The following is a 23,430-nucleotide window of genomic DNA, read 5'->3' on the forward strand; positions in this document are numbered from 1 at the left end:
CCGCCTTGGCGGCGGTGACGGCAGCGACGTCGTCCGTCGCCGGCAGGTGCAGACGGCCCGACGGAAACACCGTGTATCCCATGGGTACCCACGCTAGGCATATTCCTGCCGCCGGCAACGCCAACCACCCCGGATCTTGTGACGTCGCACCGTCACGGGGTTCAACAGATCCACAAGATCGCACCCGGCCCCCATGCCATCGCTGATGGCTGACGCTGCAAACCTGGTGACCCTTCACCGTCACCCCAGCCTCGCCCCGGGCGCGATGAGCCGGCTGCGGCTGGCCGGCATTGAGGTGATAGCCTTCCGCAACCACTTGCGGTATGCAATCGGCACTGGAGGAACGATGAAGCTTCTTCTCACCTCGGCCGGCGTCAAGAACGCGAGCATCCACGAGGCGCTGCTCGGCCTGCTGGGCAAACCGATCGCCGAGGCGACCGCCCTCTGTATCCCCACCGGCATGTACGGGCACCCCTGGGTCAAGCCGGCGGGCGCGTGGGAGTTCATCGCCGGTAAGTCCGGGCAGCCGATGACCGAGCTGGGCTGGAAGTCGATGGGCGTACTGGAGCTGACCGCGCTGCCCAGCATCGACCGCGACCGCTGGGTGTCCTGGGTCGAACAGGCCGACGTGCTGCTGGCCGGCGGCGGCGACGCCCTCTTCATGGCCCATTGGATGCGCGAGTCCGGCCTGGCCGCCATGCTGCCCTCGCTGCGCGACAAGGTGTGGCTCAGCTTCAGCGGCAGCAGCATGGCGATGGCACCCTGCGTCGGCGACGACTTCATCGGCTGGAAGCCGCCGTCCGGCGCCGACGAGGCCCTGGGCATCGTCGGCTTCTCGATATTCCCGCACGTCGACCACCCCGACCTGTCGGAGAACACCATGGCCGCGGCCGAACGCTGGGCAGCCGGCCTGCACAACCCGGCCTACGCCATCGACGACGACACCGCCATCCGAGTCGTCGACGGCGCCGTCGACGTCATCACCGAGGGCCACTGGAAGCTGTTCGCCCCCATTGTCCCGACCGACGGGCTCCCGGTGCTGGAGCTCGCCGCCCCCGGCCACCTCCGCGACTCCGGCGTCGCCGCCATCCTCGACGGCACCAAGACGGCGATGACCGGCCTGCCCGCCCTCCACGAGTCCCTGCCCGCGGCCGGCGACCGCTTCTGCGTGGTCGACTCGAACGGTGATCCCGCCGCCGTCATCGAGATGACCCGCGTCGCGACCGAGCCGATCGGCTCGGTCACCGACGCCTACGCCCACGCCGAGGGCCGCGGCTACTCCGGCACCACTGCCTGGCGAGCCGCCCACGAGGAGTTCTTCCGCAGCGACATCGTCACCGGTTTCCTCGGCCACACCCCCGACCTCACCGGCGACACCTTGGTCCTCACCCAGCGTTTCATCCTGGTCGGACGCGCCTGAGCTCACGAAGTCGCTTCTGCCGGCGCCGGCGACGGTCAGAACGCCCCGAAGGCCGCCGCTCAGGGGGTCAAACAGGTTCCGTCCGGGAGCAGGCCCGCGTACCACTCGTGCCAGCGTTCGGCCGGTGGGGGAGTCACGTCGCCGAGGACGCAGACGTCGCCGATCCGGACCGCGTAGATCAGGGCGCCCGGTGCCGTCGGGTCGCTGTCGCGGGCGAGCCGGACGGTGGCGCCGGAGTATCCGCCCGCGGTCAGGGAGCGGCGCACCTTCGTGACGTACGCCTCCGTGGCGGCCAGCTCGGACGTTCCGGCGCAGTGGCCGTCGCTGCCGAGTTCGGGCTCCAGGCAGCCGGCGTCCCTGGCGAAGCGGTGCATGGCGACGGCGGCCTCGTCCAGCGTCTCGTCCTGGCCGATGGCGGGTGCGCCCGTACGCTGAAGGCTGTCTTTTAATTGCAGTGCACAGTGGCCGTCGTCGTCGTTGAGCGGGTCGGCGCAGACCGCCTGGGCAGGTGCGCCCGGTTGTTCCGGCTCGGAGGCGACACCGCAGGAGGCGGCCATCGACAGGAACAGGGCGGCCGGTGCCGTTCGCAGCAGGGGTGATCGCACGCTGCGTAACGTACAAGATCATTTAACGGGGTGGCGTCGGCGATGGCGTCGGTGACCCACGACGAACGGACAGGGGCTCCGGGCTGATACGGTCTCGGCCATCCGGGACGCATCGAGGGGTGTGCGTGCCGGCGGGGGAGCGTAATGATCGCCGAGTATGTGCGGGACGCGGCCATGACCGCGGCCATCTTCGGGTTCTTCACCACTGTCTGGTTCGGCTGGGCGCAGGAGGCACCACCGCCCGCCTGGCGTAAGTATCTGATCGGCGGCGTGATCGCCGGCGGTCTCACGCTTGTCGGCGGCGTCCTGGTGGCCGTGCCCAACTGGACGGCCGGGACGGTTTTCGACGAGGACACCGGCCGGGCGTTCGGCATCATCGTCGGCATCGAGTTCGGCGCGGCGGCGCTCGGTGCGGTGGTGCTCGCCGTGCTCAAGCGGGCCGAGTGGACCCCGATCTGGATCGCGTTCGTGGTCGGTGTGCACCTGTTCCCGGTCGCCGCGGTGCTGCACTACCCGATGATCCACGTCGTCGGTGCGCTGATCACGCTCGCGTCGGTGGTGGCGATGCCGATCGCCCGGGCCCGATCGGTGACGCCGAGTGCTGTGGTCGGTGTGGGTGCCGGCGTGCCGCTTCTCGCCGGTGGGCTGTATTCGCTGGCTGTCGCCCTGCTGGCGTACTGACGAAGAGTCACCGTTGCAGGGCCGCCACGGGCTGGATGCGCAGTGCCCGGAAGGCGGGGAAGAACCCGGCGAACAGCCCGGCCGCCGCGCAGACGGCTGAGGCCACCAGCGCCGTACGGATGTCGATGATCGGCACCCACCGGTTGAGCAGGGAGATCACCAGCGTCAGGCAGATGCCGAGGAAGGCACCGAGCATCCCGCCGAGCGTGCCCAGCGTCGTGGTCTCGCCGAGCAGCTGGAGGAAGACGTGCCGCCGCCGCGCGCCGATGGCCCGGCGCAGGCCGATCTCCTGGGTCCGGGCGGCGATGCCCGCCGTCGCCGCGTTGGCGATCGACACGGCGCCGATGACCAGCGCGATGACGCTGATCATCAGGCTGGATTGCGCCACGTTCCCCTCGATCTCCTGCCGCAGCTGGCGCGGGTCCGGTGGTGCGATCACCCGCAGGCCCTGCGGTTCCTCGGGGTGCAGTGCGAGGGCGGCCTGACCGCCGACGACCTGCGCCGCGCCGGGCGCGGTTTCGATCACCACGTCACGTTCGTTGTCGGTACCCGGCTTGACCAGTTGTTCCGCCGTGGCGAGGGGCATCACGACCGATTGCAGGACCTCCGGGCGGCGGGCCACATCGCGATAGATGCCGATCACGGTGTACGGCTCGTCCTCGATGAAGACCGCGACTTGCGTACGCGTGATCCCCAACTGCCGTGCCAGCCCTTCCGGAAGCATCACCACCCGCTGCGCCGCGCTCTCGACGAAGTCGTCGTAGTAGCGGCCGACGGTCAGCGCCGGAGCCATCACCCGGATCGCGCCGCTGTCGGCACCGACGATCGACGTGCGGATGTCGGCGTCGTCGCCGCGTGTCGACCGGTGCACCTCCCGCTCGCCGTCCAGGGAGATCCGGCGGCCGGCCGAGACGACCCCGCGGACCCGGTTCAGCCGGTCCAGCGAGTCCTTGTCCTGCCACCCGGGATCCATCGTCACGTGCTCGGGCCGGACCACGACCTCGGTCGCCCGGCGCACGTCGAACGAGTTCGTGACCTGGTGGTTGAGAGTCGAGCTCAGGCCCAGCGTGCAGACGAACGCGGCGGCGCTGAGCACCGTGCCGACGGCGGTCAGCAGCGACCGGCCCGGATGCCGGATCACCGCCACCAGCGACTCACGGCAGAAGTCGCCGAGCCGGAACCGGGGCCGGGACACGCCGAGGCCGGCCGGTACAGGCGTGCGGCGCGGCACTCTAGGCAACCTGATCACGTTCGACCACCGTCCCGTCGGCGACCTCGATGCGGCGCCGGCCCTCGGCCGCGACGACCGGGTCGTGGGTCACCACCACCACGGTGAGCCCGTCGGTGTTGAGCTGCCGGAGGGCCTCCAGCACGTTGGCGGTGTTCGCCGAGTCGAGGTTGCCGGTCGGCTCGTCGCAGAACAGCACGCGGGGGCGGCCGGCGACGGCGCGGGCCACGGCGACGCGCTGCCGTTCACCGCCGGACATCATGCGCGGGTCGGCGTGCGCCCGGTGCGCCAGGCCGAGGCGTTCCACAGTCGACCACGCCATCCGGCGGCGGTCGCGGCGGCCGTACGGGCCGTAGAGCATGCCCATCTCGACGTTCTCCAGGGCGCTGCGGCCGGCCAGGAGGTGGAAGTTCTGGAAGATGAAACCGAACACCTGCCCGCGTACGGCACCCCGGTAGACCTCGCCGAGTTCGTTCACCGGGGTGCCCAGCACGTGGTACGCCCCGGTGGTGGGCACGTCGAGCAGCCCGAGCAGGTTGAGCAGTGTCGACTTGCCCGAGCCGGAGGCGCCGGTGACGGTGATGTAGTCGCCCTCGTTGATGACCAGGTCGGTTTCGCGCAGCGCGTGCACCGGGAGCCCGTCGTGGTAGGTCTTGGTCGCGGCGTGCAGCGCGAGCATCGGCTCAGTCATGCGCCGCGGATTCGACTTCGAGCGCGGCGAGGCCGTCGCTGCCGACCACGACCGGTGTGCCCTCGGACAGGTCTCCCTCGGTGTCGGGGCGGACCTCCACCCAGCCGCCGGCGGTCTTGCCGGTCCGGACGGTGACCTCGCCGGTGGTGCCGTCCGGCCGGGCGATCGCGGCGAACGTACTGCCGTCCGGGCGGGAGTAGATGGCGGTCACCGGCACGGCGAGCACCTCGGCGTCGGAGTCGGTCACCGCCACGTCGATGCGCAACGACCGGCCGACCGCCTTGTCGAGGGAGCCGCCGGCGGCTTTGACGCGTACCTCGTACCCCGGCTGTTTGTCCTCGTTCTCGGTGGCGTCGGTGTCGACGGCGTCCGCGACGGAGAGCACGGTGCCGGCGATCTCCTTCTCGCTGCCCTCGTCGGTGATCGTCACCGCCTGCCCGGCCGTGACGAGCTTCGCCTGCCGCGCGGTGGCGGAGGCGCTGATGAAGCCGGTCTGGCCGTCGAGCTCGAGGATCGGCTTGGTGACGTCGGTCAGCACCGTGCCGACCTTGGCGTTCACCTTGGTCACCTTGCGACCGGCCCGGTCGAGCCGCAGCACGCCGGAGCGGGGGAGTCCGGCGCCGGCGGCGAGGCGCAGGGCCGCGAGTGCCCGGCGCGCGGCCGTCACCCTCGCCTGGGCCGCGGTTCTGGCCGCGGCGTCCGGTGCGGCGGCCAGCGCGGTCTCGGCCTCGCCGAGTTCCCGGGTGGCCGCCGGCAGCTGCTTGGCCGCGGTGCGGTCACCGCCGACGGGGTCGTAGCCGAGCCGCCGGTAGAACCGGGCCAGTGCCCGCTGGGTGGGGTCGTCCACCGTGGAGGATCGCGGCACATAGTAGCCGAGCCTGCGCAGCGCGCGCTGGATCTCGGCGACGTCCGGTCCCTTCATGCCGCCGGCGATGTCGCGGTAGAGCGGGAAGCGCAGGTCCAGGGTGAACATCGGCTCGCCGGAGACGTCCAGGACCAGCATGCCCTCGTGCAGCCGGTCGCCGGCGCGCACGGCGACGCTGGTGACGACGCTCTCCGGGCCCGCGGCCGCCGCCGGTACGGCGAGCGTGACCTTCGGGCCCGGCTTGACCTGGCCGCGCAGCACGACGGGTTCCGACAGCACGCGCTGCTCGGCCGCCACGGTGATCAGCGACGGCGGCGGGGGCTCGGCGTCGGCGGCGGCCTGCTGGGGTGACCGGAACTGCCGGCCGGCGACCACGCCGCCGCTCACCAGCAGCATCGCGAGGGCGGCACCGGACAGGCCGATGATCCAGCGGCGACGGGTGCCGGCCATCAGTTGGCCGCCAGGGCCGCGGCCTTGCGGGACAGCTCCTCCACCTTCGCGTTCAGCTCGGTGATCTGCGATTCGTATCGGTCGACGTAGGCCTGTTGCACGGGCCGGGCGGCCGACAGGTACGCGTTCAGCATGTCGGTCTTCTGCCGGCAGCGGTACCACGCCACGGCGAGTTCGGACTCCTCCGGTGTCGGCAGGTAGCGCCGGGCGGGCACGGCCGGCCCGACGTCGACGGTGCCGGATCTCCGTTTCGGTTCCCAGTCGCGGGCGGTGGCCGGTTCCAGCTCACCGAAGGCGACGCCGAGCTGGTCGGGGTTCGGGGTCTTGAGGAACTCGTTGCGGTCCTTGGCCCGGTAGCCCTCGCCGGTGATGCAGTCGAGCAGCTTCGCGGGGAGGTCCTTGGGCAGCTTGCGGTCCAGCTCCTTGCGGTACGGCCCGAGCTGGTTGGTCAGCTCGTAGTACGCCCAGACGGTCTCCCTGGCACCGGCGCCCAGGGTGTCCCAGGCCTTCTCGTCGCAGCGCTCGGCGGCCTTGTCGTAGTTGGAGTCGCTGCTGACGAGCGCGGGCCGCTCGGCCACCGCGTCGATGCCGAAGCCGGTGCGGCGAGCCTCCGCCTCGGTCATCGGCCCGAGAGATCCGGCGCCGATGGTGAGCCCTTCGAACGGGTTGATCGGTGGCGGCACACCGATCTCCTGGTTCTGCGGGTAGCCGCTGTCGGCCATGCATTTGAACTGGATCTTGGCCTGGGCGTGTTCGACGAGCCCGACCTTCTCGCCCTGGAGGATGTCGAAGGGCTGGGACGGCTTGGCCCGCGCCGCGGCCGATGCCTGGGCCGCAGCCCTGGGCGTGCTCGGCTCCTCGTCCCCGGTGAACGAGCACCCGGTCAGGGGCAGTGCGAGTAGGACGGTGCCGGCGACCAGCCCGAGTCTCCAGTTCATCTTCGCTCCCGTGGTGGGGCCGGGTGGGTCAGGAACCCACCCGGCCGGATCACTGTGTCGTTTACAGGTTGGCCGGGCTGTTCGCGTTGCACCGGGAGTGGCCGTTGTTGCGGTCACCACCGGTGTTCAGGAAGCTGCCGTAGTTCTTCGGCTGGCTGTGGTACGTGTACCAGTTGCCGGAGCCGTCGACGTCCCAGAGCCAGGCGGTGCAGGCGCTGTCGCGGTTGCGGAAGCCCTGCGCCTCGTCCATCACGTTGATGCCGAGCCGGACGTCGTTGACCGAGTCCCACCAGCGGTAGGCGCCGTGCGCCCCGTTCGCGTAGTGGTTGGCGCCGTTGTAGAACTGCTTGCCGTACTGGTTGTTCCCGAAGATGTACTGGAAGCAGATCTCGGTGTAGTTGCAGGGCTCGTTGCCGTCGCCGTTGTCGTCGGCGAGCGCCGCACTGGGCACGGCGAGCGCGCCCGCGGCGAAGCCGGCCGCAATCGCGCTCTTGAGGATGGTGCGCATCCGCATGTGTAAGCTCCCTGGCGTGACGGGCGTCGGCTCGCGGGTCCCACCACTACCGACGCCACACGGAGATGCGGTGGCCTGACGGTCGCCGCATCGCCACTCTCGGTGGCGGGTCCACTCTGGCAGAACCACAGCACACGGAACGCATATCGACGTGCGTCCATGAAGGTGTGCGGAGATCGCTGTCAATTCATCGACAAAGGATGATCGGCCAACTGCGCGGCATCCAGGATCGTATATGATTCCCGCGCCACGATGAGTGACAACATGATCACGGGGGTGAGATGTTTCGCTTGCATGTTCTGGGCGAGGTGCTCGTCGACGGCGGGCAGGTTCACATCCACAGGAGAATGGTCCGCGGCCTGCTGGTCGCGCTCGCGTTCCACCTGGACGTGGCGGTCAGTGGAGACCGGCTCACGCAGATGCTCTGGGACCAACCGCCCAAATCAGCCATGGCGAACCTGCGCTCGCACACCGCCGAACTGCGCAAGCAACTCGGCGGAAGTTCGCTCTGCCAATCACTGCGGCACTCGACCGGCGGTTACCGCCTGGAGGTGGGCGCCGGCGAGTGCGACGCCCACGTCTTCGGCGCACTGTCCCGCAGCGGTCACCAGCACCTCAGGAACGGTCACCTCACTGACGCGGTGAACAGACTTCGTGAGGCCCTGCGGATCTGGCGGGAGCCCTCCTACGACACGCTGCCGAACAGCAGCTGGATGATCTCGGAACTCGAACAGCTGACCGACGTGATGATCCAGGCCCGCGACGACCTGCACGTGGCGCGGCTCCTGCTCAACGACACCGACGGGCTGCTGCCCGAGCTGCGCCGCCACGCCGCTCTCTTCTCACACCACGAACGCGCGTGGGGCCGTCTCATGCAGGTCTCGTACCTGAGCGGCGACCAGGTCAGCGCCCTCGCCGCGTTCCAGCGGGCCACCACCACGCTGTCCGAGTCCTTCGGCGTGGACACGTCGCCGGAACTGCGCCGGCTCCATCTGGCGATCCTCAACCACGACGAGGCGGCGATCACCCGCTACGGCGTACCGGACCGCGGCTCGGTGGCAGCACGCGGGTGAACGATTCTCGTACGGTGCGGGTCCTCCGGTGACAGCCAGGCGTTCGGGTCGTCGAGGCACATCCGGTCCACCGACCGGGTCAGCGCCTCGGCGACCGCACGCACCACCGGCCGCGGCTCGCCGCGACGGGAGACCAGCGACCACGTCCAATAGGGTGCCGGCCGGTGGATCTGCCGGGCGACCAGGTCCGGCGGCACCGGTGCGGTCTGGCTCTTCGGGTTGTTGACCACCGGCCGGCGCAGGCGCCGCACGTGATGGAAGAACGCCTCGCCGGTGGACCCGCCCTCGGCGACCGGCACCACGGCGGCGCCCGTCTCCCGGGCCATCGCCGCCGCCCAGCGGTTCCACGACGACCAGCTGGTCTCGTCCGCGTCGATCAGGACCGTCGTGTCCCGGGCCGCGACCGGCCCCGGATCGGTGCCGGTGCTGATCGCGAACAGCCGGTCCGCGGCGAGCAGCCGCGCCTCGAGCTGGTCGTCGCCGAGGGTGGTCGCGGGCACCCAGCAGATCGCGAGGTCGAGGCCGCCGTCGGCGACCCGGGCGGCCTGCGCGTGCGACGGGAGCACCCAGGCGTCCACCAGCAGCCGGGCGACGCCCGCGGCCCGCTGTTCGAGATCGGGTGGCCGCCAGTTGACGTATCCCAGGCGTACCGGCTCGGAGCCGGACAGCCCGAGAGCTGTCCGCCGCAGGTCGTCGGCCTGGTCGAGCAGTTCCTTCGTACGGGGGAGAAGGAGCGTGCCGGCCGGTGTCAGCGTGACCGTACGCCGATCCCGGTCGAAGAGCCGCGTACCGAGATCCCGCTCCAGCGCCTTGATCTGCTGCGACAGCGACGGCCCGGCGATCCGCAGCCGCTCGGCGGCCCGCGCGTAGCTCAGCTCCTCGGCAACCGCGACGAAGTAGCGCAGCTGGCGTAGCTCCATCCGACGAGCATAGGTGCCTGATAGGCGCAGTCTCCCAGCCGGGAGGAAGTCGGTCGTGCCGGTGGGCGGCCCCGCGGCGCACGCTCTTGTCAGACCGGTCGTCCGGCCGGTCCCACCAGCTCGAACCGCAGGAGCCGTCATGTCAAAGGTCGCAGTCGTCACCGGAGCCTCGCAGGGCATCGGCGCCGCCACCGTCGCCGCCTACCGCAAGCTGGGCTGGACGGTCGTCGCCAACTCGCGGCAGATCAACCCGTCCGGCGATCCGGGCGTCCTCGCGGTGCAGGGCGACATCGCCGATCCGGCGGTCGGTGCCCGGCTGATCGAAGCCGGTCTGGCCGAGTTCGGCCGCATCGACACGCTCGTCAACAACGCCGGCATCTTCATCGCCAAGCCGTTCACCGACTACACCGCCGAGGACTTCGACGCCGCCACCGGCATCAACCTGCGGGGCTTCGTCACGGTCACCCAGCACGCGGTCGCGGCGATGCTGAAGGGTGGCGGCGGGCACGTCGTCACCATCACCACGAGCCTCACCGACCACGCCAACAGCACGCTGCCGTCCGCGTTCGCCTCCCTCACCAAGGGTGGCCTCAACGCGGCGACAAAGGCCCTGGCCATCGAGTACGCGACACGCGGCATCCGCTTCAACGCCGTGTCGCCGGGCGTCATCCGCACACCCATGCACCCGGCCGAGACCCACGACTTCCTCGCGGCGCTGCACCCGGTCGGCCGCCTCGGCGAGATGGACGAGGTCACCGACGCGATCGTCTACCTGGAGAACGCCGCGTTCGTCACCGGTGAGATCCTGCACGTCGACGGAGGTCAGAGTGCCGGCCACTGAGCTTTCCCCGCTGGGCGACGTGCTTGACGCCTGGCAGCTGGCGATCGACGCACACCAGCCCGAACGGGTGGCCGCCCTCTTCACCGAGGATGCCGTCTTCCAGGGCTTGCGGCCGTTCAGCGTCGGCCGGCCCGGGGTGGCCACCTACTACGCGGGCCAGCCGGCCGGCATGACAGTCACCTACCGCCTCCTGGAGACCCGCCGCCTCGCCGGCGACGTCCTGCTCGGCTGGGCGACAGCCGACTTCACCTTCGCCGGCCCGGAACGCGCACCCGTACCGGTCAACCTCACTGTGGTGCTGCGCCGGACCGCTGACGGCTGGCGCATCGCCCACTACCACGCCTCACCCCGCATCGAGTGAAGGGCTCTCACGTGCGATAGGCCGCCACCGTGGCCTGCAGATCCGCCGCCGTCCTGGCCAGCTCGGCGGCGGTCTTCTGCGTCTCCGTCGCCCCGTCCGTGACCTGTTGCGCCGCGTCCGCCACCCCGGCGATCGTGCCCGCGATAGCGCTCGACCCCTCCGCTGCCTGCCCCACGCTGCGCGCGATCTCCGCCGTGGTCGCCGTCTGTTCCTCCACCGCCGCCGCGATCGTCGTCGTGTAGTCGTTGATGGTGGCGATCACGCCGGCGATCTGCCCGATGGCGTGCACCGCCCCGGCCGTCTCCGTCTGGATCGAGCTGACCTGAGCGGTGATCTCGCTGGTGGCCCGGGCGGTCTCCTGGGCCAGGTCCTTGACCTCCGCCGCCACCACCGCGAAGCCCTTGCCCATCTCGCCGGCCCGGGCCGCCTCGATCGTCGCGTTGAGCGCGAGCAGGTTGGTCTGCTCGGCGATCGAGGTGATCAGAGCGACCACCGTACTGATCTGGCTGGACGCCTCGCCGAGCCGGCCCACGCTGGTGTTCGTCGTCTCCGCGGTCCGGGCGGCCTCGGCCGCCACCCCGGCCGCCTCGTTGGCGCTGTTCGCGATCTCCCGGATCGACACGCCCATCTGCTCGGCGCCGGCGGAGACCGCCTGCACACCGTCGGAGACCCGGCCCGCCGAGGCGGAGACCGTACTGACCTGGGCGGAGGTCTCCTCGGCGGAGATCGACAGCTCCGCCGACACCGCGGACAGCTCCTCGGAAGCCGACGCGAGCACGTCGGCGCTGGTGTGCACCCGGCCGACCATGCCGGCCATCGCCTCGGCGGTGTCGTTGAGGGCGCCGGCCATCTGGCCGACCTCGTCGCGGCTGCCGACCGTCGCGCGGGCGGTCAGGTCACCGTCGCGGATCCGGCCGAGCACCGCCACGCAGCGCGACAGCGGGCCCACGATCATCCGGCTGGTCACCACGGCGAGCGTCACCCCGAGGATCGCGCTGAGGAAGAGCAGCGTCAGCACCCACAACTTGGTCGACTGATACCGGTCCTCCGAGACCGCCTCCTGATCGGCGGTGGCCCGCACGGTCAGGTCGGCGAGCTGGGTCAGCTCGGTGCGGACGTCGGTCATCAGCGGGGCCACCTGCTCGGTGCGGATGGTGGTGACCTGGGCGCGGGTGCCGTTCTCGGCCGCCGGGAGCAGGGTGTCGTCGAGCGCCTCGACATACCGGGTCCACGCTGTGCGGAAGGCCGTCAGGGAGGCGGCGGTGCCGGCGCCGAGCGGAAAAGCCTGGAAGTCGTCGGCGTACTCCTCGACCTGCCCGCGCGCGGTGGTGAGGGCCTCCTTCGAGGGCTCCCGGGCGTCGCTGTCCGGTGCGAGGAGGTCGTCGCCGACCGCCAGCCAGGTCCGGTTCACCGCGCTGCGCAGGTTGCCGATCGTCTCCAGCTCCAGGCTGTGCTGATAGCCGGCCTTGACCTGGTTGTTGATCACGCCGAGGCGGTTGGTCGCGAACAGGCCGTCCGCCACGCTCACCACGGCGACGACGAGCACCGCGAACATGATCTTCGTGCCGACGCGCCGGTCCGTCAGCCATCGAAAAGTCTGTCCGGTCACCCTCCCACGGTCGCATCACGGCCGCCCCGGTGTGACTCACTCACCCGAACTACTGCGGAACGCGGCCCTCTCATTTCTCCGAACTGCTGCGGAACGCCGCCCGGTAGGCCCGCGGGCTAGTGCCGACGACCTGTCTGAATCGGTCACGGAAAGCGGTCGGCGATCCGAACCCGACCTGCCCGGCGATCAGCTCCACCGGCTGGTCGCCGGCCTCCAGCAGGTGCTGTGCCCGCCGGATGCGAGCGCGCAACAGCCACTGGAGCGGGGTCGTGCCGGTCTGCTCGCGGAAGCGCCGGTTCAGCGTACGGATGCTCATCCCGCCCTCCGCGGCCAAGTCACTCAGGGTGAGATCCACTGCGGTGTTCTCCTGCATCCAGCGCAGCAGCGGCTCCAGGGTGGCGCCGCGCGGAGCCGGCGGCTGCTCCGGCACGATGAACTGCGCCTGCCCTCCCTCGCGCTCCAGCGGCATCACCGACAGCCGCGCCGCGTCGGCGGCCACCGCCGAGCCATGGTCACGCCTGATCAGATGCAGACAGAGGTCAAGGCCCGCAGCCGCACCCGCCGACGTCAGGAACTGCCCGTTGTCCACGTAGAGCACCTGCGGGTCCACCTCCACCGCCGGCCACCGCTCGGCCAGCGCCGGCGCCGCGACCCAGTGCGTCGTCGCACGCAGACCATCCAGCAACCCGGTCGCGGCCAGGACGAACGCGCCGGCACAGAGGGACGCCAGCCGAGTGCCGCCGGCGGCGGCTTTGCGCAGATGATCCGAAACCTCTTCGGGTACGGCGGACGCGGGCTCAGCACACCCCGGCAGGATGATCGTGTCGGCGCCGAGCAGAGCCTCCAGCCCCCACGGCGCTCGCAGTTCGAACGCGCCAGCATCGACGGTTTCGGTCATCGCGCAGACCCGCACCTCGTAGGGCACACTCCCGTCGGCCAGCCGCACCCGGCTGAACACCTCGATCGGGGTGGCCAGGTCGAACGGGATCACCTGATCGAGAGCCAGGACGGCAACGACATGCACCCCGGCACCCTACCGCCGCCGGTGGCCAGAATCCGTTGATGGTGGGCAATCCAGCCAGTTCCCGCACCCACCGAGCCTCACTAGCGTTCCTGGCGTGACAAAGCTCCTCCTCAGCCTGCACGTCCTGGCCGCCATCATCGCGATCGGCCCGGTGACCGTCGCCGCCAGCATGTTCCCCGCCCTGACCCGCCGCGCCCTGGCACCGGCCGCCACCGAGCGTGACCACGCCGGCCTGCGCCTGCTGCACCGGATCTGCCGCGTGTACGCCCTCCTCGGCATCACCGTGCCGGTCTTCGGCCTCGCCACCGCCATCAGCCTCGGCGTCCTCGGCGACGCGTGGCTGCTCACCTCGATCGCCCTCACCGCGATCGCCGCTGCGATGCTCGGCCTACTGATCCTTCCCGGCCAGCAGCGGGTGCTGGCCGGGGCCGCAGTGGCGCCGCGCAGGCTCGGCATGCTCACCGGCGTCTTCAACCTGCTGTGGGCCACCGTCGTCGTGCTGATGATCGTCCGCCCCGGCTCCACGACGGGAGCCTGACCGTGCGCCGCCCCCTGGACATCGCCGCCGCTGCCGAACTGCTCTCCCTGCTCGTCCTGCTGATCAACCTGGTAACCGTGCACCTGCCCCCGATCACCTCCCTCGGCGGCCCGGTACACGGCTGCGCCTACCTCTTCGTCGTGATCCTGACCCTGTCCGACGCGGCGGCCGACCGCACAGCGCGGCTGCTCTCGCTCATCCCCGGCATCGGCGGCGTCCTGGCCACCCGCCGGCTTCGCTCCCGGGTCAGTCCCGGCCCCGGTCCCGGCTGAACAGCGCCGCGTAACGGGCCAGGTAGAGAGGCCATCCCTCGTCGTGGGCGACACCCACCGCGCCGTCTCACGCTCAGCCGAGCGGCCCGGCTGGCTCTCAGCGGTGCTCCGGGGTGTTGCGGGCACCGCTCACGTCCAACCCGAGCCGTTGCCGAGCCCGGGCGCACGAGTTGCCTCAGCCGGTGGGGGTCAGGCCGGTGGAGGCGCGCATCGAGCCGTCCATCTCGAACGGCACCGACTCGTGCTCGTGGGTCACCAGCCAGCGCCCGTCGATGCGGCGTAGCCCCAGCGTCACCCGGAACCACAGGCTGAAGCCCTCGGTCGAGCCGCGCGGCACAGCGCTCAGGCAGTCGATGCTTGTCGCGAACGCCACGTCGCCGTCCGTGGTGATCTCCAACTGGGTGACCTGCCGGCGCGGCGGCGCCTCGAAGGTGGCCATCCAAGCCTCCAGCGCCGCTGGGTTCTGGGCGTCGCCGGGCTGGCGCAGGGGCGGGGCGAGCGTGTACTCGACGAAGCTGGGGGCGTAGTACGACAGGATGGCCTTGGCGTCACCCGTCTGCAGCAGTGCGGCCTTGCCCTCGATGGCTTCCCGGATCTCGTCCATGACAGGACCTACCTTTCTCTCTTGCCCGGGATGTCGAAACCGGACCGCCCGGTTTCGACGTTCCAGCGAGAGAAGCCGAGAGAAGGCAAGAAGGCCGAGAGAAGCAAGAAACTTGGCCGGGGAAGAGAGAGTCATGAAATACCTGATCCTGATCCAGTCCAACCCGCAGTCGCTCGCCGTCTGGGAGACGCTGACCGATGAGCAGCGGACCGACTTCGGCCTCGGTCACCTGCGCCTGACCGAGGAGATGCGGGGAGCCGGCGTGCTGGTGGCCAGTGAAGGGCTCGGCGATCCGGCCCTGGCCACCCAGGTCTCGGTGCGCGACGGCAGGACGATCACCTCCGACGGCCCGTACGCCGAGGTCAAGGAGCACCTGGCCGGCTTCTACCTGATCGACGTCGCGGATCTCGACGAGGCGGTCGCCTGGGCCGCGAAGGCGCCGGACGCCGCGTACACCCGGGTCGAAGTCCGCCCGATCCTCGACATGAGCACATGGGAGATCTGAGCGCGCGGGAGATCTGAGCGCATGGGAGACATGAGCGCATGGGAGCGGTGACCGGCCTGCCGGACCTGCTGCGTGAATGCGCGCCGCAGGTCCTGGCCGCCGTCGTGCGCCGCTACGGCGACTTCGAGGCCTGCGAGGACGCGGTGCAGGAGGCTCTGATCGCGGCCGCCGGACAGTGGCCGGAGACCGGTGTCCCCGAGCAGCCGCGGAACTGGCTGATCACCGTGGCGAGCCGCCGGCGGGTGGAGCTGCTGCGCAACGAGACGGCGCGCCGGCGCCGCGAGGAGGCGGTCCAGCACGAGCCCGCGCCGCAGGTCCGCGGCGACGACGAGCTGGCGCTGCTGCTGCTCTGCTGCCATCCCGCGCTGAGCGTGCCGGCTCAGGTCACGCTCACCCTGCGGGCGGTCGGCGGGCTCACCACCGCCGAGATCGCCCGGGCGCTGCTGCTGCCGGAGGCCACCGTCGGCCAGCGGATCAGCCGGGCCAAGCAGCGGATCCGCGACACCGGCACCCGGTTCGAGATGCCCGCGCCCGGCGAGCTCGGCGAGCGCCTCACCGCGGTCCGCCACGTGCTCTATCTGATCTTCAACGAGGGCTACACGGCAAGTTCCGGCGACGCCCTGAACCGGGTGGAGCTGACCCGGGAGGCGATCCGGCTGACCCGGCAGCTGCACCGGCGCCTGCCGGACGACGGCGAGGTGGCCGGCCTGCTCGCGTTGATGCTGCTCACCGACGCGCGCCGGCCCGCGCGTACCGGCCCGGACGGCACTCTGGTCCCGCTGGCCGAGCAGGACCGGCGCCGCTGGGACGTGGCCGCGATCGCGGAGGGCGTCGCGATCATCACCCACACGCTGACGCGGGCACCGATCGGACCGCTCCAGCTACAGGCCGCGATCGCGGCGGTGCACGACGAGGCGGCGCGCGCCGAGGACACCGATTGGCCACAGATCCTTGCCCTGTACGGGATGCTGCACGCCCTCGCCCCGAACCCGATGGTCACGCTGAACCGGATCGTGGCACGCGCCATGGTCGACGGCCCGCAAGCCGGCCTCGCCGCCCTGGAACAGGTCGCCGACGATCCGGTCCTGGCCCGGCACCACCGAACCGCGGCGGTGCGGGCCCATCTCCTGGAGCTGACCGGCGACCGGGCCGCGGCGCGCGAGCAATACCGGCGCGCGGCGCGGCTCACGCTCAGCCGGCCCGAACAGCGCTACCTCGAATCGCGCGCCGCACAACTACCGGGTCAGTAGCGGCGCCGGCTCTGCATCCTGCTGAACAGGCCGCGCAGGCGGCGCTGGTTCTCCGGCTTGGCCAGCTGCCGGCGGCCCTGGTCCACCAGCCGCCGGCCCTGCGGGCCCTGCAGGAAGGTGCGGACACGTTGGGCGAGTGTTGCCATGGTGGTTCCTCCTCGAATCACGTATCCCACAGTTACCCGATCAAGGCGCGCCGGAATCCGGATAGGGGAGGCCAAGTCACGAAGGTGTGAAGGCCCACTCCACGGTGACGCTCACCGTCAACGCCTGCCTACCAGGCTCGATCGGAACGGACGAGTCCGCCATGGGCATCGCCGCGACCATCTTGTCCCGGTCACCCGGCCCGCCGTAGGTGGGGTTTCCCTCGCTCACCTTGACCACCCGGCCAAGCGTCCGGCCGGCCTCACGGGCATACAGTTCGGCCTTCCCGCGGGCATCGGCGAACGCCTTCTTGCGTGCGTCGGTGAGCAGCGCGGCGTCGTCTTCGATCGCGTACGACACCCCGTTCAGCCGTGCCGCATCACCGCCCGCCGCGGTGGCCGCGGAGATCACTTCCCCGGCCCGGGGCAGCTCTCGAATCTTCGCGGTGAGCCCCTGAACAACGGTGTACCCGGTGACCTTCTGATCGTCGTCCTGCTTCGTGTTGATGCTCACGTTCGACGTCTGGAGGTCGGCCTTGGTGATCCCGGCGCGAACCAGCGCGTCCCGCATCCGGGTGGCCGCCGTATTGGCGCCTTTCAGGGCTTCCCCGACCGTGGAAGCCGTCGTCTCCACCCCGAACTCAGCGGCCAGAGTGTCCGGTTCCCCGAACACCCGGCCCGTCCCGGTCACCAGGACACTTTCCCGCGAAGAATCCACGACGGCGCTGGTCGAGGCCAGCGCCGGACGGGCGCCGAGCAGCGAGGACGAGGGCGTGATAAGAGCGGCGAGCGTGAGTGCCGCGAAACGTGAGCTGTTCATATTCCACTATTAAAGGCCACTGAACGACCAATATGGTGCATATCCGACCGGCCGCGCCGATTCAGTAGCCGCTTCCGTGGTGAGCACGGATGTGGACCCGTGGTCCCGAACGAGACGCTGAGCTCCTCAGCCACTCGAACGGGAGACAAGCCATGAACTCGCAAACCAGCCTGGACCAGCTCGCCGTCACCAATCAACGGCGCGAACTGAGGGTGACCCTCAACGGCGTACTGTGGGCGCTTCAGATCCTGTGGGGTTTCTTCTTCGCCGGCAACGGTTTCGGCAAGGTGCTGCTGGCCGACGCGGATCTCTATGCGCAAGCGCCCCAGTCGGTGGCCTGGTTCGCCGCGGTGCCGCAACCGCTCATCTTCTTCATCGGTGTGTGCGAGCTGCTCGGCGGCCTGGGCCTGATCCTGCCGGCCATCACCCGGGTCAGGCCGAGACTGACCCCGCTCGCCGCCGCCGGCCTGACCGTCACAATGGTCCTGGCCACCTGCTTCCACCTCCTGCGCGGCGAATACGCCCTGGTCCCGGTGAACCTCGTCCTGGGCGGAGTCGCCGCGTTCATCGCCGTGGGCCGTTCCCGCCGGCGCCCCATCACGGCGGCGCCGCTCACCCGCCGCCGGGCCCTCACGGCGCTTGCGGTGCTCCTGGTAGTGGTACTTACCATGATCGTTCCGACCTGGTACTCGATGACGAATGCCCAGCTCTGACCCACCGTTGCGCGCCGGCCGGCACTGGTCTCCACTGCCGCCCGGCGTCAGGTGGTGCTCAGGCCCAGGTCACCGGCAGGGAGTGCACGCCGAAGATGAGCATCTCGTCGCGCAGCGGCACCCGCTCGGCCGGGACGGCCAGCCGCAGCCCGGGCAGCCGGGAGAACAGCTCCCCGAGGCCGACCTTCATCTCCACCCGGGCCAGCTGCTGGCCGAGGCACTGGTGAACACCGTGTCCGAAGGCCAGGTGCGACGTACGGTCGCGGCGCACGTCGAGCTGGTCGGGGTCGTCCCACAGGCGCGGGTCGCGGTTCACCTCGGGCGTACCGATGATGACCGTGGAGCCGGCGGGGATCTCCGTTTCCCCGACCGTGATGCTCTCGGTGGCGACCCGGCTGACGCCCATCTGAATGATCGACAGGTATCGCAGGAGTTCCTCGACCGCGTTGTCCAGCAGGCCCGGGTCGTTGCGCAGAGCGGCGAGCTGACCGGGGTTCTCCAGCAGCAGGAACGTGCTCAGGCCCAGCATGTTGGCGGTGGTCTCATGACCGGCGCCGAGCAGGACCAGGGCGATGTCGACAAGTTCCGCGTCGGTCAGCGGCGGGTCGGCGTCCCGGGCCAGCCCGGACAGCAGGTCCTCGCCCGGCGCGGTGCGTTTCGCCGCCACCAGTTCCCGGATGAAGCCGTAGAGTTCCCCGCTCGCGCGCAGGCGTTCCTCCGGCGGCGTGGTGCTGTTGAGCGCCAGCGCGGTCCGCTCCTGGAACACCGCCCGGTCGGCATAGTCGACGCCCAGCAACTCGCAGATCACGAGCGAGGGAATGGGCATCGCGTACGCGGGAACGAGATCTGCCTCGGTCCCGGCCGCCAGCATCGCGTCGATGTGCCGCCCCGCGATGTCCCGGATGTGCGATTCCAGGGCACGCATCCTCCGTACGGTGAACTGGCCTGTGAGAAGACGCCGCAGCCGGGTGTGCTCGGGCGGATCCATGAACAGGAACATGCCGTCGCTGCGGCTCTCGACCTGCGGCGGTGCCGTGTTCGCCTGGGTGACGTCGGGATGGCGCAGCCGGTCGGAGCTGAACCGGACGTCGCCGAGGACGGCGCGGGCCTCCTCCGCACCGAGGATCAGCCACGCGGTGGCCCCGTTCGCCAGCTTGAGCTGTTGCACCGCGCCCTGGGCGCGCCGCTGCCGGAGCCCGGCGGGTGGATCGAACGGGCAGCCGCCCCGCTCCACCGTGTCGGACGGCAGCAGCTGGCGCAGTGCGGTGGTGGAGGCGTTCATCCGGGCTTGGTCGGGGGTTGTCATCAGCCATCCCTCCATCGACGGACGTCACTGGAGGAAACCTACCGCCGCTTGCACGCCGTGCATACATGCACAGCGTGCAAGGAACGCGTCAGACGCCGGCGGCCGCCGGCCGGACGTGATGGCGGCCGATCGGCAGCATCAGCGGTGCGCCGGAGACCGGGTCGGTGATCACCTGGCTGTCGAGGCCGAAGACCGCGCGGACGCAGTCCTCGGTGAGCACCTCGGCGGGCTTGCCCGCCGCGTGCACGGCGCCGTCGGCCAGGGCGATGAGGTGGTCGGCGTACCGGGCGGCCATGTTCAGGTCGTGCAGGACCATGACGACCGTGGTGCCGCGGCCGGCGTTCAGATCGGTGAGCAGGTCGAGCACCTCGACCTGGTGGCTGACGTCGAGGAACGTGGTGGGCTCGTCGAGCAGCAGCAGTTCGGTCTGCTGGGCCAGGGCCATCGCGATCCACACCCGCTGGCGCTGGCCGCCGGAGAGCTCGTCGACCGAGCGGTCGGCCAGGTCGGCGGTCCGGGTGGCGTCCAGGGCGTCGGCGACAGCCTGGTCGTCGTCCCGGCTCCAGCGGGAGAGCAAGCGCTGGTGCGGGTTGCGGCCGCGGCCGACGAGGTCGGTGACGGTGATGCCGTCCGGCGCGATCGGCGACTGGGGGAGCAGGCCGAGCGTGCGGGCCAGTTCCCTGGCCGGCATCCGGTGCACCTCGCGGCCGTCCAGCAGGACGTGCCCGGCGCGCGGGGCGAGCAGCCGCGACATCGAGCGCAGCAGCGTCGACTTGCCGCAGGCGTTCGCGCCGACGATCGCGGTGATCGCGCCGGGCGGCACGAGCAGGTCGAGGGAGTCGAGAACGACCCGGTCGGCATAACCGACGGTCAGTCTCTCCACCGTCAGCGAGTGGTTGGTGGTCACAGCGAGCCTCCCGCGCGGTTCGTGCGAACGAGCAGATAGATGAGGTACGGGGCGCCGAGCACCCCGGTGATCACGCCCACCGGGAAGCGGGTGTCGAAGGCGAACTGGCCGAGGAAGTCGGCGAGCAGCACCAGCAGCGATCCGACCAGGGCGGACGGGATCAGCAGGGAGCCGCCGGGGCCGGCCAGGCGGGCCGCGATCGGGCCGGCGAGGAACGCCACGAAGGCGATCGGCCCGGTCGCCGAGGTCGCGAACGCGATCAGCCCGACGGCGGCGACGATCGCCACCAGCCGGGTGCGCTCCAGGCGGGTGCCGAGGGCGGCCGCGGTGTCGTCACCGAGCTGGAGCATGGTCAGGTTGCGGGCCTGGGTCAGCAGGACCGGCCCGAGCACCAGCACGGCGAGCAGCACCGGAACGGCCTCGTCCCAGGTGGAACCGTTGAGGCTGCCGTTGAGCCATCGGGTCGCGGCCTGCAGATCCCACAGGCCGGCCTGGTCGAGGATGTAGGAGGTGGCGCTGTTGAGCATCGCGGCGATGCCGATGCCGATCAGCACCAGCCGGGTGCCCGCCACGCCGTCCTTGAACGACAGCAGATAGATGACGAGCGCGACGCCCAGGCCGGCGGCGATCGCGAAGGCGGACACGCCGGTGTCGCCGAGCCCGAGCACGACGATGGCGAAGGCCGCCGCGGCGCTCGCGCCGGAGCTGATGCCGATGATGTCGGGGCTGGCGAGGGGGTTGCGCAGCATGGTCTGGAAGGTGACGCCGCCCATGCCGAAGCACAGCCCGGTGAGCAGCGCGAGCACCGCCCGGGGCAGCCGCAGCTCGCCGACGGTGAAGGACGCGCCGGGCACGGTCTCGCCGAGGATCACCCGCAGCACCTCGCCGGGCGGGTAGAAGGTCTGCCCGGCCATCAGCGAGACGGCGAAGATCGCGGTCACGGCCACGGCGAGCACCGACAGGACGGTCTGCCGCCGCCGGTTACGCCGTACCCGGCCGCGGGTGACGGCCGCCAGGGTCGTGGTGCTCACAGCTCGCGTACCTTCTGCCGGCGGACGATCCAGATGAAGAACGGTGCCCCGATCAGGGCGGTGATGATGCCCGCGGCGATCTCGTCGGGCCGGTTCAGGACCCGGCCGACGACGTCCGCGGCGGTCAGCAGCGCGGCGCCGACGAGCGTGGAGAACGGCAGCAGCCAGCGGTGGTCGAGCCCGACGAGCAGGCGGCACATGTGCGGGACGATCAGGCCGACGAAGTAGATCGGGCCGGCGACAGCGGTGGCCGCGCCGCACAGCACCACCGCGCCGAGGGCGGCGACGCCCCGGGCCACGGCGACCCGTTCGCCGAGTCCGGCGGCCAGGTCGTCGCCGAGCGCGAGCGAGTTCAGCGACCGCGAGCACAGCAGGCAGACGGCCAGCCCGGCGGCCAGGAAGGGCGCGACGTTGGCGATCGACGCCCAGCTCGCGCCGCCGACCCCGCCGACCTGCCAGGACTGGAAGTTCTCGGCCACGTCGCCGCGGGGGAGCACGACGGCGACAACGAGGGAGGCCAGCGCGGCGGAGGTGGCGGCACCGGCCAGCGCGATCTTGAGCGGGGTGGCGCCGCCGCGGCCGAGCGAGCCGACCGCGTAGACGAACACGGCGGAGAGCCCGGCGCCGGCGATGGCGACCCAGATGTACTCGGTGGCGGTGGACAGCCCGATGGTCGTCATGGCGACGGCGATCGCGAGCATGGCGCCCATGTTCACGCCGAGGATGCCGGGGTCGGCGAGCGGGTTGCGGGTGACGCCCTGCATGACCGTGCCGGACAGTGCGAGGGCCGCGCCGACGAGCGCCGCCAGCACGGTCCGCGGGATGCGCTTGACCACCGCCGCCTGGTCGAGCGTGTCGTCGGTGCCGCCGAGCGCGGCGGTGATGTCGGACCAGCCGACGACGCGGGAGCCGAAGGCGACCGACGCCAGCAGGATGAGTGCCAGGACCGCGAGGACGGCGAGCAACCACATCAGGCGTACCCGGCCCGGGCGCCGCACGGCGGCGACGCCCGGCCCGGACGGAATGGCGAGCTGTGTCATCAGAGCTTGTCGGCGGCCTTGCCGAGCAGGTCCACGTAATCGTTGAGCACGAACGAGATGGCCAGCGGCGTCGGGTTGGCGGCGGTGGCCACCGGCGTGCTGCCGGGCAGCGAGACGAACGAGCCGCGGGCGATCGCCGGGATCTTGGAGAGCAGCGGGTCCTTCTGGAGGGTCGCGAGGGTGGTGCCCTGCGCGTCGCCGTAGGTCACGATGATGTCGACGTCGCTGAGGTTCTGCACCTGCTCGGCGCTCTGCGTGAGGCTGAACTCGTCGGTCGAGGCCGAGGCCTTCTCGATGCTCGCCGGGTGCTTCATGCCGAGGTCGGTGAAGAACTGGGCGCGGGTGTCGTGGGTGGTGTAGAAGCTGACCTTGCTGAGGTCGGTCGGATCGATGTGGGTCAGGAACATCACCGACTTGCCGGCCAGCTTCGGGTACCGCGCGGCCGAGTCGGTCATCTGCTTCTCGATCGTCGCGATCAGCGCGTCACCCCGCGAGGCGAGGCCGAGGGCCTGGCTCTCCAGCTTGATGCTGTCGCGCCAGGAGGTGGCCCAGGGCGCCTTCGGGTACGCGACAACCGGCGCGATCTTCGTCAGGGTGTCGTAGTCCTGCTTGGTCAGCCCGGAGTAGGCGGCCAGGATGACGTCCGGCTTGGTGTTCGCCACCGCCTCGAAGTCGACACCGTCGGTCTCGTCGAAGAGCACCGGGGTGGCGGCGCCCAGCTCCTTGAGCTTCGCGGCGTCCCAGGGCAGCAGGCCGTCGCCGTCCTCGTCACCGAAGTTGGCCTTGGCGTAACCGACCGGGACGATCCCGAGCGCCAGCGGCACCTCGTGATTGGCCCAGTTGACGGTGGCGACCCGCTCGGGCTTCTTCGCGATGGTCGTGGTGCCGAACGCGTGGGTGACCGTGACCGGGAAGGCCGCCGAGGCGGCACCCGACTCCGCGGTGGCGGGCTCGCTGTCGGACGAGTCGCCGCACGCGGTCAGCGTGACGGCGGTGGCAAGGGCGACGATTCCCGCGAGGAACCGGTTTGCGCGCATGGTGGGGGGCTCCACTTCTACTGTTTAGGCTTGCCTAACCTAAC

Annotated in this window: 28 protein-coding genes; 10 read left to right on the top strand and 18 right to left on the bottom strand. The window is 70.8% G+C overall.

Features of this window, described 5'->3' with window-relative positions; genetic code table 11:
- The first annotated feature begins 346 nt into the window (after positions 1 to 346).
- The gene (locus ACFQV6_RS35415) at positions 347 to 1,420 is read left to right on the top strand and encodes a Type 1 glutamine amidotransferase-like domain-containing protein (RefSeq protein ID WP_378032041.1); all 1,074 of its coding nucleotides are present in this window, start codon (positions 347 to 349) and stop codon (positions 1,418 to 1,420) included.
- A 59-nt stretch (positions 1,421 to 1,479) separates the two neighbouring features.
- On the opposite strand, the gene ACFQV6_RS35420 is transcribed toward ACFQV6_RS35415, so the two are convergent.
- A complete protein-coding gene (locus tag ACFQV6_RS35420) occupies positions 1,480 to 2,025 on the bottom strand; it encodes a hypothetical protein (RefSeq protein WP_378032042.1) in 546 nt (181 codons plus the stop codon).
- A 144-nt stretch (positions 2,026 to 2,169) separates the two neighbouring features.
- Between ACFQV6_RS35420 and ACFQV6_RS35425 the strand changes: the two genes are divergently transcribed.
- Positions 2,170 to 2,706: a hypothetical protein gene (locus ACFQV6_RS35425; protein ID WP_378032043.1), complete on the top strand. Its 537-nt coding sequence runs from the start codon at positions 2,170 to 2,172 to the stop codon at positions 2,704 to 2,706.
- Positions 2,707 to 2,713: 7 nt separating this feature from the next.
- On the opposite strand, the gene ACFQV6_RS35430 is transcribed toward ACFQV6_RS35425, so the two are convergent.
- The 6 genes from ACFQV6_RS35430 to ACFQV6_RS35455 all read right to left on the bottom strand — a co-directional run bounded on the left by ACFQV6_RS35430 (position 2,714) and on the right by ACFQV6_RS35455 (position 7,733).
- Positions 2,714 to 3,937: an ABC transporter permease gene (locus tag ACFQV6_RS35430; RefSeq protein ID WP_378032044.1), complete on the bottom strand. Its 1,224-nt coding sequence runs from the start codon at positions 3,935 to 3,937 to the stop codon at positions 2,714 to 2,716.
- A 1-nt stretch (position 3,938) separates the two neighbouring features.
- A complete protein-coding gene (locus tag ACFQV6_RS35435) occupies positions 3,939 to 4,625 on the bottom strand; it encodes an ABC transporter ATP-binding protein (protein WP_378032045.1) in 687 nt (228 codons plus the stop codon).
- Complete coding sequence (locus ACFQV6_RS35440) at positions 4,618 to 5,940, bottom strand: peptidoglycan-binding protein (protein WP_378032046.1); 1,323 nt, start codon at positions 5,938 to 5,940, stop codon at positions 4,618 to 4,620. Before ACFQV6_RS35440 ends, ACFQV6_RS35435 begins: the two co-directional genes overlap by 8 nt.
- On the bottom strand, positions 5,940 to 6,878 hold the full coding sequence (locus ACFQV6_RS35445) for a hypothetical protein (RefSeq protein ID WP_378032047.1): 939 nt from the start codon (positions 6,876 to 6,878) through the stop codon (positions 5,940 to 5,942). The genes ACFQV6_RS35440 and ACFQV6_RS35445 overlap by 1 nt, the downstream gene beginning before the upstream one ends.
- 61 nt (positions 6,879 to 6,939) lie before the next feature.
- Positions 6,940 to 7,392: a hypothetical protein gene (locus ACFQV6_RS35450; protein ID WP_378032048.1), complete on the bottom strand. Its 453-nt coding sequence runs from the start codon at positions 7,390 to 7,392 to the stop codon at positions 6,940 to 6,942.
- 182 nt (positions 7,393 to 7,574) lie between these two features.
- On the bottom strand, positions 7,575 to 7,733 hold the full coding sequence (locus ACFQV6_RS35455; protein ID WP_378032049.1) for a hypothetical protein: 159 nt from the start codon (positions 7,731 to 7,733) through the stop codon (positions 7,575 to 7,577).
- Positions 7,734 to 7,739: 6 nt separating this feature from the next.
- On the opposite strand from ACFQV6_RS35455, the gene ACFQV6_RS35460 reads away from it, so the two are divergent.
- Complete coding sequence (locus ACFQV6_RS35460) at positions 7,740 to 8,465, top strand: BTAD domain-containing putative transcriptional regulator (RefSeq protein WP_378032050.1); 726 nt, start codon at positions 7,740 to 7,742, stop codon at positions 8,463 to 8,465.
- Here the strand turns inward: ACFQV6_RS35460 and ACFQV6_RS35465 are convergent.
- A complete protein-coding gene (locus ACFQV6_RS35465; RefSeq protein ID WP_378032051.1) occupies positions 8,423 to 9,385 on the bottom strand; it encodes a LysR family transcriptional regulator in 963 nt (320 codons plus the stop codon). The two genes, ACFQV6_RS35460 and ACFQV6_RS35465, sit on opposite strands and share 43 nt — an antisense overlap.
- A gap of 139 nt (positions 9,386 to 9,524) precedes the next feature.
- Between ACFQV6_RS35465 and ACFQV6_RS35470 the strand changes: the two genes are divergently transcribed.
- Together ACFQV6_RS35470 and ACFQV6_RS35475 are read left to right on the top strand one after the other, a co-directional pair.
- Positions 9,525 to 10,226, top strand: a complete 702-nt coding sequence (locus tag ACFQV6_RS35470; RefSeq protein ID WP_378032052.1) for an SDR family NAD(P)-dependent oxidoreductase — start codon at positions 9,525 to 9,527, stop codon at positions 10,224 to 10,226.
- Positions 10,213 to 10,587: an SgcJ/EcaC family oxidoreductase gene (locus tag ACFQV6_RS35475; protein ID WP_378032053.1), complete on the top strand. Its 375-nt coding sequence runs from the start codon at positions 10,213 to 10,215 to the stop codon at positions 10,585 to 10,587. Before ACFQV6_RS35470 ends, ACFQV6_RS35475 begins: the two co-directional genes overlap by 14 nt.
- Positions 10,588 to 10,594: 7 nt before the next feature.
- On the opposite strand, the gene ACFQV6_RS35480 is transcribed toward ACFQV6_RS35475, so the two are convergent.
- Together ACFQV6_RS35480 and ACFQV6_RS35485 are read right to left on the bottom strand one after the other, a co-directional pair.
- On the bottom strand, positions 10,595 to 12,196 hold the full coding sequence (locus ACFQV6_RS35480) for a methyl-accepting chemotaxis protein (protein ID WP_378032054.1): 1,602 nt from the start codon (positions 12,194 to 12,196) through the stop codon (positions 10,595 to 10,597).
- 70 nt (positions 12,197 to 12,266) lie between these two features.
- Positions 12,267 to 13,220 carry a GlxA family transcriptional regulator gene (locus ACFQV6_RS35485; RefSeq protein WP_378032055.1) on the bottom strand — a complete coding sequence of 318 codons (954 nt, stop codon included), beginning with the start codon at positions 13,218 to 13,220 and terminating at the stop codon, positions 12,267 to 12,269.
- A 94-nt stretch (positions 13,221 to 13,314) separates the two neighbouring features.
- Here ACFQV6_RS35485 and ACFQV6_RS35490 point away from each other — a divergent pair, with 94 nt between their 5' ends.
- The gene (locus ACFQV6_RS35490; RefSeq protein WP_378032056.1) at positions 13,315 to 13,758 is read left to right on the top strand and encodes a hypothetical protein; all 444 of its coding nucleotides are present in this window, start codon (positions 13,315 to 13,317) and stop codon (positions 13,756 to 13,758) included.
- Positions 13,759 to 13,760: 2 nt separating this feature from the next.
- Positions 13,761 to 14,030 carry a DUF3817 domain-containing protein gene (locus tag ACFQV6_RS35495; RefSeq protein WP_378032057.1) on the top strand — a complete coding sequence of 90 codons (270 nt, stop codon included), beginning with the start codon at positions 13,761 to 13,763 and terminating at the stop codon, positions 14,028 to 14,030.
- A gap of 175 nt (positions 14,031 to 14,205) precedes the next feature.
- On the opposite strand, the gene ACFQV6_RS35500 is transcribed toward ACFQV6_RS35495, so the two are convergent.
- Positions 14,206 to 14,634: a YybH family protein gene (locus ACFQV6_RS35500; RefSeq protein WP_378032058.1), complete on the bottom strand. Its 429-nt coding sequence runs from the start codon at positions 14,632 to 14,634 to the stop codon at positions 14,206 to 14,208.
- 133 nt (positions 14,635 to 14,767) lie between these two features.
- On the opposite strand from ACFQV6_RS35500, the gene ACFQV6_RS35505 reads away from it, so the two are divergent.
- Positions 14,768 to 15,139, top strand: a complete 372-nt coding sequence (locus ACFQV6_RS35505; RefSeq protein WP_378032059.1) for a YciI family protein — start codon at positions 14,768 to 14,770, stop codon at positions 15,137 to 15,139.
- A gap of 38 nt (positions 15,140 to 15,177) precedes the next feature.
- Positions 15,178 to 16,389 (top strand): RNA polymerase sigma factor, encoded by a 1,212-nt coding sequence (locus ACFQV6_RS35510; RefSeq protein ID WP_378032060.1) that lies wholly within the window; start codon positions 15,178 to 15,180, stop codon positions 16,387 to 16,389.
- Here the strand turns inward: ACFQV6_RS35510 and ACFQV6_RS35515 are convergent.
- Positions 16,383 to 16,535, bottom strand: coding sequence for a hypothetical protein (locus ACFQV6_RS35515; protein WP_378032061.1), 153 nt, complete (start codon positions 16,533 to 16,535; stop codon positions 16,383 to 16,385). The genes ACFQV6_RS35510 and ACFQV6_RS35515 overlap by 7 nt on opposite strands.
- 76 nt (positions 16,536 to 16,611) lie before the next feature.
- A complete protein-coding gene (locus ACFQV6_RS35520; RefSeq protein ID WP_378032062.1) occupies positions 16,612 to 17,352 on the bottom strand; it encodes an SIMPL domain-containing protein in 741 nt (246 codons plus the stop codon).
- Positions 17,353 to 17,504: 152 nt separating this feature from the next.
- Between ACFQV6_RS35520 and ACFQV6_RS35525 the strand changes: the two genes are divergently transcribed.
- Positions 17,505 to 18,065 carry a DoxX family protein gene (locus ACFQV6_RS35525; RefSeq protein WP_378032063.1) on the top strand — a complete coding sequence of 187 codons (561 nt, stop codon included), beginning with the start codon at positions 17,505 to 17,507 and terminating at the stop codon, positions 18,063 to 18,065.
- 58 nt (positions 18,066 to 18,123) lie between these two features.
- On the opposite strand, the gene ACFQV6_RS35530 is transcribed toward ACFQV6_RS35525, so the two are convergent.
- The 5 genes from ACFQV6_RS35530 to ACFQV6_RS35550 form a co-directional block, all read right to left on the bottom strand.
- On the bottom strand, positions 18,124 to 19,371 hold the full coding sequence (locus ACFQV6_RS35530) for a cytochrome P450 (RefSeq protein ID WP_378032064.1): 1,248 nt from the start codon (positions 19,369 to 19,371) through the stop codon (positions 18,124 to 18,126).
- Between the two features lie 88 nt (positions 19,372 to 19,459).
- Complete coding sequence (locus ACFQV6_RS35535; protein ID WP_378032065.1) at positions 19,460 to 20,278, bottom strand: ABC transporter ATP-binding protein; 819 nt, start codon at positions 20,276 to 20,278, stop codon at positions 19,460 to 19,462.
- Positions 20,275 to 21,309 (bottom strand): FecCD family ABC transporter permease, encoded by a 1,035-nt coding sequence (locus ACFQV6_RS35540; RefSeq protein ID WP_378032066.1) that lies wholly within the window; start codon positions 21,307 to 21,309, stop codon positions 20,275 to 20,277. The genes ACFQV6_RS35535 and ACFQV6_RS35540 overlap by 4 nt, the downstream gene beginning before the upstream one ends.
- Complete coding sequence (locus ACFQV6_RS35545) at positions 21,306 to 22,349, bottom strand: FecCD family ABC transporter permease (RefSeq protein ID WP_378032067.1); 1,044 nt, start codon at positions 22,347 to 22,349, stop codon at positions 21,306 to 21,308. The genes ACFQV6_RS35540 and ACFQV6_RS35545 overlap by 4 nt, the downstream gene beginning before the upstream one ends.
- Positions 22,349 to 23,386, bottom strand: coding sequence for an iron-siderophore ABC transporter substrate-binding protein (locus ACFQV6_RS35550; protein WP_378032068.1), 1,038 nt, complete (start codon positions 23,384 to 23,386; stop codon positions 22,349 to 22,351). The genes ACFQV6_RS35545 and ACFQV6_RS35550 overlap by 1 nt, the downstream gene beginning before the upstream one ends.
- Positions 23,387 to 23,430 lie beyond the last annotated feature (44 nt).

Source organism: Actinoplanes sp. GCM10030250 (genome assembly GCF_042666575.1).
In the GTDB taxonomy this organism is placed as follows: domain Bacteria; phylum Actinomycetota; class Actinomycetes; order Mycobacteriales; family Micromonosporaceae; genus Actinoplanes.

What these genes read in the sequence shown, in the direction of transcription:
- ACFQV6_RS35425 (WP_378032043.1), top strand. Translation starts at nt 2,170, where the DNA reads ATGATCGCCGAGTATGTGCGGGACGCGGCCATGACCGCGGCCATCTTC.
- ACFQV6_RS35530 (WP_378032064.1), bottom strand. Translation starts at nt 19,371, where the DNA reads ATGACAACCCCCGACCAAGCCCGGATGAACGCCTCCACCACCGCACTG.
- ACFQV6_RS35465 (WP_378032051.1), bottom strand. Translation starts at nt 9,385, where the DNA reads ATGGAGCTACGCCAGCTGCGCTACTTCGTCGCGGTTGCCGAGGAGCTG.
- ACFQV6_RS35510 (WP_378032060.1), top strand. Translation starts at nt 15,178, where the DNA reads ATGGGAGCGGTGACCGGCCTGCCGGACCTGCTGCGTGAATGCGCGCCG.
- ACFQV6_RS35515 (WP_378032061.1), bottom strand. Translation starts at nt 16,535, where the DNA reads ATGGCAACACTCGCCCAACGTGTCCGCACCTTCCTGCAGGGCCCGCAG.
- ACFQV6_RS35470 (WP_378032052.1), top strand. Translation starts at nt 9,525, where the DNA reads ATGTCAAAGGTCGCAGTCGTCACCGGAGCCTCGCAGGGCATCGGCGCC.
- ACFQV6_RS35505 (WP_378032059.1), top strand. Translation starts at nt 14,768, where the DNA reads ATGAAATACCTGATCCTGATCCAGTCCAACCCGCAGTCGCTCGCCGTC.
- ACFQV6_RS35415 (WP_378032041.1), top strand. Translation starts at nt 347, where the DNA reads ATGAAGCTTCTTCTCACCTCGGCCGGCGTCAAGAACGCGAGCATCCAC.
- ACFQV6_RS35525 (WP_378032063.1), top strand. Translation starts at nt 17,505, where the DNA reads ATGAACTCGCAAACCAGCCTGGACCAGCTCGCCGTCACCAATCAACGG.
- ACFQV6_RS35520 (WP_378032062.1), bottom strand. Translation starts at nt 17,352, where the DNA reads ATGAACAGCTCACGTTTCGCGGCACTCACGCTCGCCGCTCTTATCACG.
- ACFQV6_RS35445 (WP_378032047.1), bottom strand. Translation starts at nt 6,878, where the DNA reads ATGAACTGGAGACTCGGGCTGGTCGCCGGCACCGTCCTACTCGCACTG.
- ACFQV6_RS35435 (WP_378032045.1), bottom strand. Translation starts at nt 4,625, where the DNA reads ATGACTGAGCCGATGCTCGCGCTGCACGCCGCGACCAAGACCTACCAC.
- ACFQV6_RS35450 (WP_378032048.1), bottom strand. Translation starts at nt 7,392, where the DNA reads ATGCGGATGCGCACCATCCTCAAGAGCGCGATTGCGGCCGGCTTCGCC.
- ACFQV6_RS35440 (WP_378032046.1), bottom strand. Translation starts at nt 5,940, where the DNA reads ATGGCCGGCACCCGTCGCCGCTGGATCATCGGCCTGTCCGGTGCCGCC.
- ACFQV6_RS35460 (WP_378032050.1), top strand. Translation starts at nt 7,740, where the DNA reads ATGGTCCGCGGCCTGCTGGTCGCGCTCGCGTTCCACCTGGACGTGGCG.
- ACFQV6_RS35500 (WP_378032058.1), bottom strand. Translation starts at nt 14,634, where the DNA reads ATGGACGAGATCCGGGAAGCCATCGAGGGCAAGGCCGCACTGCTGCAG.
- ACFQV6_RS35545 (WP_378032067.1), bottom strand. Translation starts at nt 22,349, where the DNA reads ATGACACAGCTCGCCATTCCGTCCGGGCCGGGCGTCGCCGCCGTGCGG.
- ACFQV6_RS35550 (WP_378032068.1), bottom strand. Translation starts at nt 23,386, where the DNA reads ATGCGCGCAAACCGGTTCCTCGCGGGAATCGTCGCCCTTGCCACCGCC.